The 14,587-nt window shown below is 30.8% G+C and carries 13 protein-coding genes and 4 tRNA genes; 5 read left to right on the top strand and 12 right to left on the bottom strand.

Annotated elements, in window-relative coordinates; all coding sequences use genetic code 11:
• Nucleotides 1-69: 69 nt before the first annotated feature.
• Nucleotides 70-1,320, top strand: coding sequence for a serine/threonine protein kinase (locus SR63_RS07785; RefSeq protein ID WP_052789562.1), 1,251 nt, complete (start codon nucleotides 70-72; stop codon nucleotides 1,318-1,320).
• A 14-nt stretch (nucleotides 1,321-1,334) separates the two neighbouring features.
• Nucleotides 1,335-2,699 carry an L-serine ammonia-lyase gene (locus tag SR63_RS07780; protein ID WP_147498420.1) on the top strand — a complete coding sequence of 455 codons (1,365 nt, stop codon included), beginning with the start codon at nucleotides 1,335-1,337 and terminating at the stop codon, nucleotides 2,697-2,699.
• A 7-nt stretch (nucleotides 2,700-2,706) separates the two neighbouring features.
• On the opposite strand, the gene SR63_RS07775 is transcribed toward SR63_RS07780, so the two are convergent.
• From SR63_RS07775 to SR63_RS07745, 7 genes are all read right to left on the bottom strand, one after another.
• Nucleotides 2,707-3,228, bottom strand: a complete 522-nt coding sequence (locus SR63_RS07775) for a hypothetical protein (RefSeq protein ID WP_002862267.1) — start codon at nucleotides 3,226-3,228, stop codon at nucleotides 2,707-2,709.
• Nucleotides 3,209-4,219: a bifunctional diaminohydroxyphosphoribosylaminopyrimidine deaminase/5-amino-6-(5-phosphoribosylamino)uracil reductase RibD gene (gene ribD / locus SR63_RS07770; protein ID WP_002866599.1), complete on the bottom strand. Its 1,011-nt coding sequence runs from the start codon at nucleotides 4,217-4,219 to the stop codon at nucleotides 3,209-3,211. Before ribD ends, SR63_RS07775 begins: the two co-directional genes overlap by 20 nt.
• Before the next feature lie 204 nt (nucleotides 4,220-4,423).
• Nucleotides 4,424-4,511, bottom strand: a tRNA-Ser gene (locus tag SR63_RS07765).
• Nucleotides 4,512-4,532: 21 nt separating this feature from the next.
• Nucleotides 4,533-4,606, bottom strand: a tRNA-Cys gene (locus tag SR63_RS07760).
• Between the two features lie 18 nt (nucleotides 4,607-4,624).
• A tRNA-Leu gene (locus tag SR63_RS07755) sits at nucleotides 4,625-4,713 on the bottom strand.
• A gap of 9 nt (nucleotides 4,714-4,722) precedes the next feature.
• Nucleotides 4,723-4,797 (bottom strand) — tRNA-Gly (locus tag SR63_RS07750).
• Between the two features lie 71 nt (nucleotides 4,798-4,868).
• Nucleotides 4,869-5,621 carry a hypothetical protein gene (locus tag SR63_RS07745; protein ID WP_002866598.1) on the bottom strand — a complete coding sequence of 251 codons (753 nt, stop codon included), beginning with the start codon at nucleotides 5,619-5,621 and terminating at the stop codon, nucleotides 4,869-4,871.
• A gap of 72 nt (nucleotides 5,622-5,693) precedes the next feature.
• On the opposite strand from SR63_RS07745, the gene mutY reads away from it, so the two are divergent.
• The gene (mutY, locus tag SR63_RS07740; RefSeq protein ID WP_002877780.1) at nucleotides 5,694-6,713 is read left to right on the top strand and encodes an A/G-specific adenine glycosylase; all 1,020 of its coding nucleotides are present in this window, start codon (nucleotides 5,694-5,696) and stop codon (nucleotides 6,711-6,713) included.
• Here the strand turns inward: mutY and SR63_RS07735 are convergent.
• Nucleotides 6,699-7,958, bottom strand: coding sequence for an MFS transporter (locus SR63_RS07735; protein ID WP_002877783.1), 1,260 nt, complete (start codon nucleotides 7,956-7,958; stop codon nucleotides 6,699-6,701). The two genes, mutY and SR63_RS07735, sit on opposite strands and share 15 nt — an antisense overlap.
• 165 nt (nucleotides 7,959-8,123) lie before the next feature.
• Between SR63_RS07735 and SR63_RS07730 the strand changes: the two genes are divergently transcribed.
• Nucleotides 8,124-8,981: a radical SAM/SPASM domain-containing protein gene (locus SR63_RS07730; protein ID WP_002877785.1), complete on the top strand. Its 858-nt coding sequence runs from the start codon at nucleotides 8,124-8,126 to the stop codon at nucleotides 8,979-8,981.
• Here SR63_RS07730 and SR63_RS07725 read toward each other — a convergent pair.
• Genes SR63_RS07725 through SR63_RS07710 form a run of 4 tightly spaced genes read right to left on the bottom strand, consistent with a single transcriptional unit; the run spans nucleotide 8,978 to nucleotide 13,635 of the window.
• Nucleotides 8,978-9,784: an ABC transporter substrate-binding protein gene (locus SR63_RS07725; protein WP_002866595.1), complete on the bottom strand. Its 807-nt coding sequence runs from the start codon at nucleotides 9,782-9,784 to the stop codon at nucleotides 8,978-8,980. The two genes, SR63_RS07730 and SR63_RS07725, sit on opposite strands and share 4 nt — an antisense overlap.
• Nucleotides 9,781-10,557 carry an ABC transporter ATP-binding protein gene (locus SR63_RS07720; protein WP_002866594.1) on the bottom strand — a complete coding sequence of 259 codons (777 nt, stop codon included), beginning with the start codon at nucleotides 10,555-10,557 and terminating at the stop codon, nucleotides 9,781-9,783. Before SR63_RS07720 ends, SR63_RS07725 begins: the two co-directional genes overlap by 4 nt.
• Nucleotides 10,557-11,543: a FecCD family ABC transporter permease gene (locus tag SR63_RS07715; protein WP_002856526.1), complete on the bottom strand. Its 987-nt coding sequence runs from the start codon at nucleotides 11,541-11,543 to the stop codon at nucleotides 10,557-10,559. Before SR63_RS07715 ends, SR63_RS07720 begins: the two co-directional genes overlap by 1 nt.
• On the bottom strand, nucleotides 11,518-13,635 hold the full coding sequence (locus SR63_RS07710; RefSeq protein ID WP_147498419.1) for a TonB-dependent receptor: 2,118 nt from the start codon (nucleotides 13,633-13,635) through the stop codon (nucleotides 11,518-11,520). The genes SR63_RS07715 and SR63_RS07710 overlap by 26 nt, the downstream gene beginning before the upstream one ends.
• A 193-nt stretch (nucleotides 13,636-13,828) precedes the next feature.
• Here SR63_RS07710 and SR63_RS07705 point away from each other — a divergent pair, with 193 nt between their 5' ends.
• The gene (locus SR63_RS07705) at nucleotides 13,829-14,584 is read left to right on the top strand and encodes a HugZ family heme oxygenase (protein ID WP_002866590.1); all 756 of its coding nucleotides are present in this window, start codon (nucleotides 13,829-13,831) and stop codon (nucleotides 14,582-14,584) included.
• Nucleotides 14,585-14,587: the final 3 nt, after the last annotated feature.

The following is a 14,587-nucleotide window of genomic DNA, read 5'->3' as shown; positions in this document are numbered from 1 at the left end:
TAAAAAATAATTATTTATAAATATTTTGCTAAAATAAAAGAGATGTAATCTTAAATTTAAGGAAGAATAATGAATACTCCTAAATGGACTAGTCACGATACAAGGTGGGTTTTATCTCTTTTTGGAACAGCTATTGGAGCCGGCGTACTTTTGCTACCTATTAGTGCTGGGCTTGGTGGATTGATACCTTTGTTAGTTATACTTGTTTTAGCTTTTCCTATGACTTACTTAGCTCATAGAAATTTATGTCGCTTTGTGCTTTCAAGTTCTAATCCAAAAGATGATATTACTTTTGTTGCAGAAAGTTATTTTGGCAAGGGCGGTGGATTTTTAATTACACTTTTGTATTTTTTTGCTATTTTGCCTATTTTATTGGTTTATAGTGCTAATCTTACAACAACTTTGCTTGAGTTCTTAATCAATCAGTTCAATTTCAATGCAGATCTTACTCATGCTGCTCGTTGGTGGGTGAGTTTTTTGATTGTTGGAGTTTTGGTTTTGATTTCTATTCTTGGTGAAAATGTTGTAACAAAAGCAATGAGTTTTCTTGTTTTTCCTTTTATTATATTTTTATTTATTTTTTCATTGCTTTTAATTCCACAATGGAATTTATCGTTATTTGCAAATGTTGATTTTTCCGTAATTTCAACAAGTAATTTTTGGGTTACTTTATGGCTTGTTATTCCTGTGATGGTATTTAGTTTTAATCACTCTCCTATCATTTCTTCACTTGCTTGTTATTGTAAAAAAGAATATGGTGATTATGCTGAGCCTCGCGCTAGAAAAATTATTTCTTTGGCAATTATTCTTATGGTTTTTGTTGTAATGTTTTTTGTTTTTTCTTGTGCTTTAACCTTTACACCAGAAGATTTTGCATCAGCAAAAGATCAAAATATCAATATTCTTACTTTTATAGCAAATAAATTTCCTGAAGTTTCTTTACTAGCTTATGTTGGGCCTATTGTTGCGCTTGTGGCTATTAGCAAAAGTTTCTTAGGGCATTATCTTGGTTCTCAAGAAGGCTTAAATGGTATTTTATATAAAGCAAGTAATGGTAAAATTCAAGGTAAATTCGCTCAAACTTTAACAGCGATCATTACCTTTGCTATTGCTTGGCTTGTTGCGTATAAAAATCCAAGTGTTATAGGAATTATTGAGGCTATTGGTGGTCCTGTTTTGGCTATTTTGCTTTTCTTAATGCCACTTTATTGTATTTATCGTTTTGATATTTTGGCAAGATTTCGTAATAAATTTTTAGATCTTTTTATTTTGGTAATGGGGATAGTTGCAATTTCTGCTGCAATTCATGATCTTTTATAAATTAAGGATAAAAAATGAGTAATTTAAGCATTTTTAAAATAGGTGTTGGTCCTTCTTCTTCTCATACTTTAGGGCCTATGCTTGCTGGAAATTTATTTTGTAAAAAAGTCGCTAAAAAGCTTGATGAAATTGATAGAGTTGAGGTTACTCTTTATGGTTCTTTGTCATTAACAGGTAAAGGACACTTGAGTGATAAGGCTGTAATTTGGGGGTTAAATGGCCTAGAAGCTAAAAATTTAAGCGCAGTAATACAAGATGAAGTAAATAAAAATGCTATTGAAAATGCTCAAATTGATTTTTGTGGTGAGAAAAAACTTTGTTTTAATTATGAAAAAGATTTGATATTTTCCAAAGATTTTTTACCTTTACATGAGAATGGTATGAAGATTAAAGCTTATGATTGTAAAGGTGGGTTAGTCGATGAAGAAACTTATTATTCTGTAGGTGGAGGCTTTGTTTTAACAGCTGCACAATTAGAAAAAAAAGGTAAAAATTCCAACCAAAATAAAAAGAAAAAACTAGATATAGAGCTTAACAATGCAAAAGAAGCTTTAGAGCTTTGCGATAAAAGAGATTGGGATTTAGCAGAGCTTTCTTATCGTTATGAATTGCAATTTCACACTAAAGAGGAAATTCGTGCTTATTGTCTTGAAATTTGGGAAGTAATGCAAGAAGTGTATTATAATGGTACGCATCCAAATGAAGATTATTTGCCCGGAAAACTTCATTTAAAGCGTAGAGCCAAAGGACTTAAAGAAAGAGTGGCGATGACAGCTGATCCTATGGGCATTATAGATTTTATTTCTTTATATGCTATTGCGATTGCTGAAGAAAATGCTAGCGGAGCAAAAGTTGTAACCGCGCCAACAAATGGAGCATGTGCTGTTATCCCTGCTGTTATGCTTTATCTTAAAAATCATACTATAGGTTTTAGTGATGAAAAGGCTATAGAGTTTTTATTAACAGCAATGCTTATAGGTTCTTTTTATAAGAAAAATGCAAGTATTAGCGGAGCAGAAGCAGGTTGTCAAGCAGAAATTGGTAGTGCTAGTTCGATGGCAGCTGCGGCTATGGCAACAGTTTTAGGGGCTAATGCTTTTAAAGCATGCAACGCTGCTGAAATGGCAATGGAACATCATCTAGGTTTAACTTGCGATCCAGTTGCAGGACTTGTGCAAATTCCTTGCATAGAAAGAAATGCCTTTGGAGCTATTAAGGCTATAAGTGCTGCTAGAATGGCAATGACACGCAAATCTACTCCTATGGTAAGCCTTGATGAGGTTATAGAAACCATGTATGAAACAGGAAAAGATATGAATTATAAATACAAAGAAACTTCTTTAGGTGGTCTTGCTACAAATTTAAAAACAGTATGCTAAAGTGTTTTTACACTTTAGTGTATTTTTTCATTCTTTGACTTAAAAATTCTTTCATTTCTTCTTTGGAAAAACTTTTAAGAATACGAATTTGCTTAAAAAGCAAGCCAAGATTGATCACTCCCATCACTAAAAGCAATAAGCAAATCATTAAAAAAACAAGATCTATGGCTCCAAATTCATTAATCATAGCCAAACTTGCAAAAAATACACTCGCTAATAATAAAAAAAATAAAAGCAATATTTGTTTTAATTTTGCTTCATTAAAATTATCGCAATTTTGAGTGAAATTTCTAAAAAGTATGATCTTTTTACCCAAATTTGAAACTAAAATTTCATCATTTTCTTTAAATAAGCCTTCTTTTAAACTTTGATAAAAAAAGATTTCATTGTTTAAATTTAAAGCATCTTTGTAGCTTGATAAGGTGTAGTCTTTGTAAAAAAAGGATTTTAATTCATTTTTCTTTTCTATTTTAAATAATCTTAAATCATTTCTCGCATAAAAAAATCCACTAAAGTTCATAAATGCCATAAGTATCACTCCCTAAAAAATTCCTATAAAGTGGCTTGAAATTTAAAGGTATTGTAACATTTTTTTCATCATTTAAACTTGAACTTTGGAAAATCAAAAACATATCTATTTCATCTTTAAAGGTTTTGAGAAAATTTTCTCCACCCTCATACATTAAAAATTTAGCTTCACTTGGAATTTGGGTATAAATTTGGCGGTTTGGAACTTTAAATAAAGGGATATTTTTATCAAAATTATCTATATTTTGACGGCTTAAGATACAAAGATTAGGCGCTTTTGCTTTGCAAAGCCTAGCATCTAGTATAGGATGATCTTTTCTTATGGTTTCTCCACCGACTACAAGCAAATCAATCACCGCTCTAATTTTATGTGCATAAGTGCGACTTAGCTCATTGCTTACGATTTTGCCAAAAGGCGAGCCATTCATAGAAAGGGCTAATTTAAAAAGTTTAAATTGCTCTTTTTGCCATTTTAAAAAAGGTTTTAAAAGTTTTTTTCCTTCTTCTTTAAGTATGTCAAATTCAATCTCTATGCCTTGTTTTTTTAAAAATTCAGCCCCACCACTTGCGATTTTATTTTCATCTTTAACGCTGATGAAAATTTTTTTAAAACCTAGCTCGCTAAAGAGTTTTGCACAAGGAGGCGTTTTTCCTTGATGAGAGCAAGGCTCAAGTGTGACAAAAGCTATGCTATCTTTAAATACACCTTGATGGTTTTTGCAAATAAACTCATGCAAGGCGTTTGCTTCTTTAGGCAATGAAATTTCAGGTCTTAAGCTTTTAAAAGCATGAGCTATGGCATTAAGTTCCGCATGAGCTAATCCAGCTTTTTCATGAGCTTTTATGGCTAAAATTTTTCCATTTTTATCTAAGATTACACAGCCTACAGCCGGATTTGGATAGGTTAAAAACTGATATTTCCAAGCCTCATTTAAGGCTAAATTCATATAAAATTCTTTCATTTGCCTACCTTGTATTTTAAAATTTGACATATTTTTAAAATTTTATATTTTTGTTTTAAGATAACAAATTCTAAATTTTCCATTTGTATTTCTTATTTTTAATTATATTAGCCATAGTTTTTCTAAGTTTTTTAGGATATAACAAAAATAGTAAGACCGAAGTATTATTTTTCATTTGTAGTATCCTTTATAATTTCAGGAATGATATAAGCTTGATAAACTAGAAAGTCTTGGTGGCCGGGAGAAAGGGATTCGAACCCCTGGAGGTGTGACCCTCAACGGTTTTCAAGACCGCCGCTTTCGACCACTCAGCCATCTCCCGATAAAGTAAAGTTTTGCCTTTTGGAGGCGACATCCGGATTCGAACCGGAGATCAAGGCTTTGCAGGCCCATGCCTTACCGCTTGGCTATGTCGCCCTGATAATGTTGAAAAAGTGGTGCCCGAGGCCGGACTTGAACCGGCACGGAAGAAAAATTCCGAGGGATTTTAAGTCCCTTGTGTCTACCAATTCCACCACCCGGGCGGGTGATTATGGAGCGGGAAACGAGATTCGAACTCGCGACCCCAACCTTGGCAAGGTTGTGCTCTACCCCTGAGCTATTCCCGCATAAATTTCTGAAAGAATTGAAGATAAAAGTATAGCAAAATAAACTTAAAAGGAGTTTATTTTGCCTTAAGTTATTTGCAAATAAATAAAGCTTTCGCGCTTAAAATTTGTTCTTTTTCGCTGATAATTGGAGATGAAAGTTCTATATTGTCAGATTTTGCATTTAACATTCTAGGTGCGATATTGACATTTGTATTTACTTGTAAATTTTTCAATACACAAGTTTTATTAAGATCTAAAGAGTAAGTTTTTTCATATTCGTATGATGTTTTTAAAAGCTCTTTGTAGAGATTTTCTTTGTTGTTGTTTAGTGTATCTTTTGAAAATTTTGTTTGTATGGCTGGTGTTGAAACGCTGATGAAATTATTTTTAGCTATGATAGAATTGATGTCATTTAAAAGCTTGTTAAAATCTGCAAGTTGATTTTCTTTAAATTCACATTCTAAAATTGCATCAAATCTTTGACCTTTTGGAGTTTGTATACCATCTTTATAGGAAAAATTAGGCTCTAAAGAAAAACTTCCTCCGCTACAAAAATTTTCTTTTTTTGAGCGTTCTAAAATTTGATTGAAAGTATTTGCGATTTCAGCTTTTTCGCTATTATCCAATGTGATTTTTGAGCTTAAATTTTCATTTGCCCAAAAATTAATATTTGCATATAAAATATCGGGTTTTAGCGTATTGCTTACTTCTATATTTCTTGAAAAATATAAATCATGATTAGAGTCTTTTTTGCCTAAAAATTCTACATTAAAAACTACTCCTGCAACAAAAAGTAATAAACATAAAAAACCTATACCTAAACCTTTAAAAAAAGCTAACATGGATATCCTTAATAATTTAATTTGAGCTAATTTTAGCAAAAAATTTTAAAATTTTTTGTTATACTCTCATTTATGCAAAAAAAAGAGCTTGAAAAACTACAAGAAAATTTACTTCTTTGGTATGAAAAAAATGGACGCAAAACTTTACCTTGGCGTAATTTACAAAGTCAAAATTGTGATGAAAGTTTAAAGCATATTGATAGAGCTTATGGGGTTTATATCAGCGAAATTATGCTTCAGCAAACTCAAGTTAAATCAGTTTTAGAAAGGTTTTATTTCCCCTTTTTGAAAAAATTTCCTACTTTAGAAAGTTTGGCTAATGCTAATGAAGATGAACTTTTAAAGGCTTGGCAAGGGCTTGGTTACTACACTCGTGCTAGAAATTTAAAAAAGGCGGCTTTAGAATGTGTGGATAAGTTTGGGGCTAAATTACCCAAAGAAGTTGAGGATCTAAAAAAATTAAGCGGCATAGGAGTTTATACAGCAGGTGCTATAGCTTGTTTTGGCTATGATCAAAAGGTTTCTTTTGTTGATGGCAATATACGCCGTGTGCTTTCTCGTCTTTTTGCTTTAGAAAATCCTAGCATGAAAGAACTTGAAAAAGGAGCTAAAGAGCTTTTAAATGTAAATCATGCTTTTGATCACAACCAAGCTTTGCTTGATGTAGGGGCTTTGGTTTGCGTGAGTAAAAATGCAAAGTGTGGAATTTGTCCTTTGTATGATTTTTGTCAAGGCAAATTTCATACAGAGCTTTATCCAAGAGCTAAAAAAATACTTTATGAGAGTTTAAATTTAAATCTTTTTTTGTTTGAATTTAATAAAAAATTTGCGATACAGAAAAGCCAAGATAAGCTTTATAAAGGTATGTATAATTTTCCTTTTTTTAAAGAAGGAGAGTATAAACTTTCTAAAGATATGAGTTTTGTAGGGGAGTTTAAGCACGGCTATACTAAGTATAAACTTAATATCAAGGTTTATCATCAAATTTTAAACAATGAAAATAAAAATTATGAATTTAAAACCTTAAAAGAGTTAGAAAGTACCGCACTTTCGGCACTTTCTTTAAATGCGTTAAAATTAATTAAGCTGTGATTTTTTAGGCAAATATAAAGTAGCTATAAGCATGATGATTGTAAAAATAGCTATATAGATAAAAAAGCCATTTTCTATACCTGCATTTTTAAATTGTAAAGCAACCCAAGGAGCAGATCCTCCAAAAACAGCATTTGAAATAGCATAACCCAAACCTGTCCCTAAAGCTCTTACATGTTCAGGAAAAAGTTTTGCTTTAAAAATCCCAGCAACTGAAGTATAAAAACTTAAAATAACAAACAATAATACCACCAACATAAATGTCAAAGAAGGATTATTTTGTGCGTTATTGGCTATAAGTGAAAAAATAGGATAAATTCCTACCAATGCCAAAATACAAAATACAATTAAAGATCGTTTGTGACCTATTTTATCTCCTATATATCCAAAAAGAGGTTGAATGATCATTAGTATAAATAAAGCACCTAAGAAAAGATTATTAACAAGCATTTTATCCATACCCGTATTTTCCATAAAAGTTTTAGTATAAGTTGTAATAGTATAAAAAGCTAAAGAACCTCCAGAAGTAACCCCAAGTACCATTAAAAAAGGTTTCCAAGATTTGCATAATGCTTTTAAAGTACCACGATCTTCATGCTGGTGAAGTTTTGTAGCACTTTCATTCATCATTTTTCTTACAAAAAGCGAGCCTAGTGCTAAAATTCCGCCTATTACAAAAAGTATTCTCCAAGCATAATCTTTCATATCATCAATGCTAAAAAATAAAAACATTATACTAATGCTTGCAACGGCCAAAAGTTGACCACCTATTAGGGTTACATACTGAAAAGATGAGTAAAAACCGCGTTTTCCTTCTGTAGCAAGTTCTGAAAGATAAGTAGCTGCTATGCCATACTCCCCGCCTACACTAAGACCTTGAATGAGTCTTGCTATTAAAAGTAAGATAATAGCAAGATCTCCCACTGTATCTTTGCTTGGCAAGGCTGCTATCATAAAAGAGCCCAAAGCCATTAAAACCACTGATATAACCATAGATTTTTTACGACCTACTTTATCAGCTAAAGAGCCAAAAAGCCAAGAGCCTATAGGACGCATAAAAAACCCTGCTGCAAAAACCCCAAAGGCATTGATTTGCTGGATAACAGGATTATCTGAAGTTGAAAAAGTATGAGCAAAATAAGTTGCTGTAAAAGCGTAGATATAAAAGTCAAACCACTCTACTAAATTTCCGCTACTTGCAGCAATAATAGAGCGAATTTTTTTCGTGCGAGTAAGCTCTTGCATAAACCCTTCCTTAATTTTAGATTTTTATTTAAGTATAGTGTGATTTTTGTTTAATATATTTAAAAATAAAGAAGAGAAATAAAAAAGATAAAAATATCGATAAAAATGTTACATATTTTAATAAATTTCATAAATTTTGGTAAAATGTTTACTCTAGGAAATATAATGAAATTTAAAAAAATATATATAGAATTAAGCGATATTTGTGGTTTAAAATGCGATTTTTGTCCTTCTCGAAAAGGAATTCGCGGGGTAATGAGTGAAGAAAAATTTCAAAACTTAGCTCATGAAATTTCTAATAAGGCTGAGCTTTTTACCTTTCATCTTTTGGGTGATCCTTTGCTTTTACCTAATTTGGAAAATTATCTAAAAATCGCAAAAAGTGAAGCTATGAAGCTTGAAATCACTACAAGTGGCTTTTATTTAAATTCTAAAAATCAAGCTTTATTGTTAGGGTATGAGAATATCCATCAAATCAATATTTCTTTAATGTCTTTTTTAAGTCAAAGCAAAATTTCTTTAGAACAGTATTTTAAGCCTATTTTAGAACTTTGCAAAAAGCATTTAGAGCAAAAAAGCCTTTCTTTTATCAATCTAAGACTTTGGAATTTAGATGCTAATTTTAAAGCACCTAAGTCAAATTTAAAAATTTATGAGTTTTTAGCCAAAGAATTTGAAGTTAAGATTGATACAAACTTAAGTAAAAATCGCTTGCAAAGACATATTTTGCTTCATCAAAATAAACTTTTTAAATGGCCAAATTTAAAAGATGAACCCCTTTATAAAAAAGGAAAATGTCATGCTTTAAAAGAGCAAATTGGGATTTTAAGTGATGGAAGTTTGGTGCCTTGCTGTTTGGATGCTAAAGCAGATATTAACTTAGGAAATGTTTTTGAAAATAACTTTGATAAGCTTTTTAAATCACCGCGTATAAAGATGATGAAAAAAGCTTTTGAAGAAGATAAACGCATAGAAAAACTTTGTCAAACTTGCGAATTTTTTAAAGCAAGATTGGGTGATTAAAAATTGTTATTTTCTAGCTTTGTTTTAAATTCTTGAATTCTATCTATTATCTTAGGACTAAGACGTAATAATATATGTGTATCTTTGTTAAAATAAATACTTCCTGTTTTAACTGCTTTGGTATTTTTCAATAAAGCATTTGTATCTAAAAGGTTGTTTTTAGCATTAATTCCAAGAATGAGTATGTCTGGATTTTGTTTCAGTATATATTCTGCTGATATAACAGGTCTTGAAATTTGACTTTGCGGGCTTAAATTTTTAATCCCTATAAGTCTTAAAATATCAGCTATTAAAGAATTATCATTAAAGGCCATTAAAGGGTTGCTAGAATAAAGATAAATCGCACTTTTATTTAGGGGTTTATCGCTTAATTTTTTTAAATTTTGGGTAAATTCTTGTTTTAAAAACTCTGCTTCTTTTTCTTTTTTGGTGATTTGGCCTAAGGTTGTGATATTTTTTGTTATATCTTCTAAACGCTCGGCTTTTAAATTGATACTTTTGATACCAAAATTTTTAAGTCCTTCTTCTAAATTTAAAGAATAAGAGCTTAAAATCACCAAACTTGGTTTTAATGCTACTATTTTTTCAAGTGAAGGATTTGAAAAAGTGCCTACGCTTGTAAGTTTTGAGGTTTGATCTTTAGGATAGATATTTGAGTGTTGTAAAGTGGCAATGCCTACGATTTGATCTTCAGCCTTAAGCATAAAAAGGGTTTCTATGCTTGCAGGATCAAGCACTACAAGGCGTTCCTTTGCATTTAGTGTGATTAAAAATAAACTCATAATAATTAAAATTTTTTTCATTTTTTCTCCTTTAAAGCTAAAATATAAGGTTTAGAATTTTTATAAATAATCTCGCAGTTTAAATCATAAATTTCTTTTAAAATTTCTTGAGTAAAAAGCTCTTTACTCGTTCCAAAATACTTTATCTCCCCTTCTTTTAAAAAAAGGATTTTATCGCAGAACATAGAAGCTAAATTTAAATCATGCAAGATAGCAACAACGGCTATATTTTTTTCTTTAACTAGTTTTTCGCAAAGGCTTAAAAGCTCTATAGCATAGTTTAAATCAAGGGCTGAAGTGGGTTCATCTAAAAAAAGAATTTTTGGCTTTTTAAGTAAAGCTCTTGCTAAAAGCATTCTTTGAAATTCACCCCCACTTAAAGAAAGTATGCTTCTTTCTAGAAAATTTTCAAGTCTTAAATCCTTAGCAAATTCTTTAATTTCTAAAATATCTTCTTTAGAATAAGAACTAAAAGCGTGTTTTAAATTCGCATATTTGCTCATTAAAAGCACATCGATGACTTTTAAAGGGGTGTTTAATTCTGATTTTTGAGGCACAAATCCGCAAATTTTGGCAAATTCTTTAAGAGAAAAATCTTTGATATTTGTGTTAAAAAGACTTATTTCTCCTTTATTTGGACTTAAATTTTTAAGTATAAGTTTTAAAAGAGTGCTTTTACCTGAGCCATTTGGCCCTAAAATTCCTATAAAAGCCTGATTTTTAAGTTCTAAATGAATGTTTTTTAGTAAATCTTTTTGGTGATAAGCAAAGCTTAAATCTTGTATTTTTAGCATTATAAAAATCTCCTAGCACTTAAAGCCAAGTATAAAAAAATAGGAGCTCCAAAAAATGCAGTTAAAATTCCAATCGGAATTTGTACAGGGGCTAAAAGAGTTCTTGCTAAAGTATCACAAATAAGTAAAAATAATCCTCCAAATGCTGTACATAAAGGGATAACTAAGGCATTATCATAATTTTTAAGCAAAAGTCTTATAGTATGAGGAATGATTAGTCCAACAAAGCCTATAAGTCCGCTAAAAGCAACCGCAAAAGATACAGCCAAGGATGAGACAATGAGTAAATTTATCTTTAATTTTTGAGCATTTACCCCTAGATTTCTAGCTTCATCATCTCCGCTTAAAAGTATGTTTAATTCGTTTTTATGAGCGTAAAAATAAAACAAACAAAAAATTAAAGGCAAGATTAAAATTCCCACACGAAACCAAGAAGCATTGCCTATATTTCCCATAAGCCAAGCGACTATTTTAAAAGAATCCTCGCCTATAAGATAAGTGAAAAAAGAAGTAAAAGCTCCTAAAAAAGATGAAGCTGCTATGCCGATAATGAGTAAAGTCGCTATAGAAGCTTTAGAAGAAATTTTAAAAACTCCTAGGGCAAAAAAGGCAGAGCAAACAAAACCTAAAATTCCATAATAATAATCATTCAATTTTAACAAATACGCCAAAACCGCTCCAAAGGTTGCCGCAGAAGCTATACCTATGATATAAGGATCGGCTATAGGATTTGAAAATACATTTTGAGTGATAGCCCCACTACTAGCTAGAAGCATACCGATTAAAATCGCCATTATAATCCGTGGTAAGCGTCCATCTATGATGATTTGTCTTAAAATTTCATCTTGGCTAAAGATATATGAAAAAAGTTCTTTTGGGTTTAAATTCTCATCTCCTAAGCAAAGTGCTGTAAAAGAAGCGATTATATAAGCTACCAAAAGCCCTATAATCACTAAAATTTTAGAATGCGTATTTAAATTCAACATAGTAGTTTCTGCCATTCCCAACTAGGTATTGATCATTTATACTGTCTTGATAGGTGTAGTATCTTTTATCGAAAAGATTGCGAATTCCTGCTAAAATTTGTAATTTTTTATAATTATATTTCATGCCAATATCTGTTAAAAAATAATCCCTTATCCAAGAATTTTTAGACATTTTTCCTGTATTTTCATCTATAGTTCCACCATCTTTTGCTCTAGAAAAATAGGTTAGATCAATAAAATTTGAGAAATTTTTATTCCAAGCGTATTCAAGCCCAGCTGTGGCTTTGATTTTTGAAACATAAGGAATTCTCATGCCGTCATTAACACCTTTAGAAATTTTAGCATCAAGATAAGTTAGACTTTCTTTAAAGATTAAATCATCATCTAAAAAATTTTGACTCAGACTTAATTCTACTCCTAAACGGCGAGTTTGATCTATATTATAATATTTCCACCAAGATCCACTAGTAGAATGAGGGTTTCCAAGATAAGAAATTTCATCTTTGCTTAGGGTGTAAAATAAAGTTAGATTAAAGCCGTAAAAATCCCACCAAAAATCATCAATACCTAGTTCAAAGGTATCAAAGATCTCAGCTTTTAGGTTCGACGAATAATAGGGTGGTATTCCATTACCAGTTTTGTTGCGATTGACAAATTGAGCAGGTGCAGGAGAAACAAAACCTCTTTCGTATTTAAGATAAAGATTGCCTGTGTCAGAGTATTTAAAGTTAGGGGTGATTTCAAAAGCAAAATTATTGGTGTTTTTATTGGTATCAAAAAGGGTTGTTGAGTCTGATGGGGGTCGGGGTATGTTCATACTCATTTCATTTCTATAAGATCTATCGGTATCATAAGTGCTAAATTCATATCTAGCTCCACCGGATAAAGTAAAAAATTCATTAAAATTATGAGAATTAAGAGCAAAAATAGAATGACTTTGTTTAGTCATATCCATTAAAGTTGTCATCCTGTGATAATTTATGACACCTGGAACACTATAATACACCAAACTCTTTCTTTTTGCATCATGGTTTGTAAATTCATAACCAAAAATAAAATAAGAATTATTTGCATAATTTAGTTTGTTTTTTAAACTTATCCCTGTAAGTGTGTCTTCAAAACCGCTTCCATTTTGATAAGCTGTAGTTCCCATCATAGAAATTTCATCTTTTAGATAATCGATCTTTTGATTTTGCCAAAAAGCTTCTAGGTTAAATTCCCATATATCATCAAAATAGTAATGATAATCCAAAGAAATTTCAGGGCGATTGATTTGTGTGATATTGTCACTATTGCCTTTTTGGGTTGGATCGCTTTGAGCTTGTGCTTTTGTTAGATAGCCACTGCTGGTATTTTTGCTTTTAAAATAATCATACCCCAAAGTTAAATCGCTATTATCATTGATATCAATATAGGTTTTTGTGTTGATAAAATAACCTTTTTCATTATAACCTTCTTGATATCCATCAAGGTTAAAACTTTGTATATCAAAGCTAAAAGCTAAATTTTCATTTATTTGTTTGGCGCCATTGATACCTAAATTTCCACCTAGTCCACCATGATCATAAGCACTGCTTTTTAAATTTATAGCAAAAGCATCTGATTTTTGTTTTTTTGTAATGATATTAATCACACCCCCTCTAGTACCACTTCCATAAAGCACAGATCCACCCCCAGGTATGATTTCTATGCGTTCTACATTATCTAAATTAATACTATCTAGCGGGGTTACACCATGGGAATTATCAAGAACATTAATAGCACGCCCATCGATCATAACTTTTACAGCTATATTGGATTTATCTCCTTGTCCACGCATATCTATATTGCGTCCAAGTCCAAAATTTACAAAGCTAATACCCGAAATTCTTTCTAAGGCTTGTTCTAAGGAAACATAACCTTTATTTTGCAGATCTTTGCCTTCTATGCTGATTACATTGCGTAAATTTGAGTCTGCATCTTGCTCAAAACCTGTTGCACTAACAACAACTTTTTGTAGATTGATAGCTTCATTTGATTCTTGTGCATTTAAATTAGTTATTAGCAATAATGCAAATAAAGATAATTTAAAAGCTTTTTTATTTGGGTGCAAATTTTACTCCTTAAATAAAATAAATAATGATAATTTATATCATAATAATTTAGAACGAAATTTATCCTTTATTAACTTAATTTAGTATAAATTTTTGTTAAAATAGATAATTTATATATTTTAAGTTATTTTTAATTTGATAATTGATACCATTTTTTTTAATATTTTATTTTAAAATCAAGAAAGGATAAAAATGAATTTTGAAAGCATTATTTCTCATATGAATGATCATCATAAATCAAATTTAGTTGATCTTTGTAAAAAATTTGGTGGTATTGAGCAAGTGCAAGATGTTTTTCTAAAAAGTGTTGATTTTAATGGCTTGGATCTTGTTTACAATGATAAAGAAAATTTACGAGTGGAATTTCCTAAAAAAGCCGATGAAAACACGATTAAAGATACTATAATATCCCTTTGCATGAGTGCAAAGAGCGAGCAAAATTTTAGTGGCGTAGAAAAAGAATTAAATGAATTTATGCTAAGTTTTAATTCTGTAGCTTTGGCAACTTTAAATGCAAATGCAGAAGTTGTTTGCTCGTATGCACCTTTTGTAAGCACACAATGGGGAAATTATATTTATATAAGTGAAGTAAGTGAACATTTTAACAACATCAAAGTAAATCCAAACAATATAGAAATAATGTTTTTAGAGGATGAGAGTAAAGCTGCTTCTGTTATACTTCGCAAAAGATTGCGCTATAGAGTAAATGCAAGCTTTTTAGAGAGAGGTGAAAGATTTGATCAAATTTATGATGAGTTTGAAAAACAAACCGGAGGAGAAGGAGGCATTAAAACTATACGCAAGATGTTTGATTTTCATCTAGTAAAGCTTGAATTTAAAAAAGGACGCTTTGTAAAAGGTTTTGGTCAAGCTTATGATATAGAAAATGGAAATGTTGCACATGTAGGTGCTAGTGGAAATCCACATAAATTCCCACATAAGCATTAATTT

Origin of the sequence: Campylobacter sp. 2014D-0259 (assembly GCF_008000505.1) — a bacterium.
Classification (GTDB): domain Bacteria; phylum Campylobacterota; class Campylobacteria; order Campylobacterales; family Campylobacteraceae; genus Campylobacter_D; species Campylobacter_D jejuni.
Note: the sequence above shows the minus strand (reverse complement) of the source record. Positions and strands in the feature narration are given on the sequence as shown.

Excerpts from the sequence above, each read along its gene's own strand:
- SR63_RS07785 (WP_052789562.1), top strand. The coding sequence starts at position 70 with ATGAATACTCCTAAATGGACTAGTCACGATACAAGGTGGGTTTTATCT.
- SR63_RS07780 (WP_147498420.1), top strand. The coding sequence starts at position 1,335 with ATGAGTAATTTAAGCATTTTTAAAATAGGTGTTGGTCCTTCTTCTTCT.
- SR63_RS07775 (WP_002862267.1), bottom strand. The coding sequence starts at position 3,228 with ATGGCATTTATGAACTTTAGTGGATTTTTTTATGCGAGAAATGATTTA.
- ribD (WP_002866599.1), bottom strand. The coding sequence starts at position 4,219 with ATGTCAAATTTTAAAATACAAGGTAGGCAAATGAAAGAATTTTATATG.
- SR63_RS07745 (WP_002866598.1), bottom strand. The coding sequence starts at position 5,621 with ATGTTAGCTTTTTTTAAAGGTTTAGGTATAGGTTTTTTATGTTTATTA.
- mutY (WP_002877780.1), top strand. The coding sequence starts at position 5,694 with ATGCAAAAAAAAGAGCTTGAAAAACTACAAGAAAATTTACTTCTTTGG.
- SR63_RS07735 (WP_002877783.1), bottom strand. The coding sequence starts at position 7,958 with ATGCAAGAGCTTACTCGCACGAAAAAAATTCGCTCTATTATTGCTGCA.
- SR63_RS07730 (WP_002877785.1), top strand. The coding sequence starts at position 8,124 with ATGAAATTTAAAAAAATATATATAGAATTAAGCGATATTTGTGGTTTA.
- SR63_RS07725 (WP_002866595.1), bottom strand. The coding sequence starts at position 9,784 with ATGAAAAAAATTTTAATTATTATGAGTTTATTTTTAATCACACTAAAT.
- SR63_RS07720 (WP_002866594.1), bottom strand. The coding sequence starts at position 10,557 with ATGCTAAAAATACAAGATTTAAGCTTTGCTTATCACCAAAAAGATTTA.
- SR63_RS07715 (WP_002856526.1), bottom strand. The coding sequence starts at position 11,543 with ATGTTGAATTTAAATACGCATTCTAAAATTTTAGTGATTATAGGGCTT.
- SR63_RS07705 (WP_002866590.1), top strand. The coding sequence starts at position 13,829 with ATGAATTTTGAAAGCATTATTTCTCATATGAATGATCATCATAAATCA.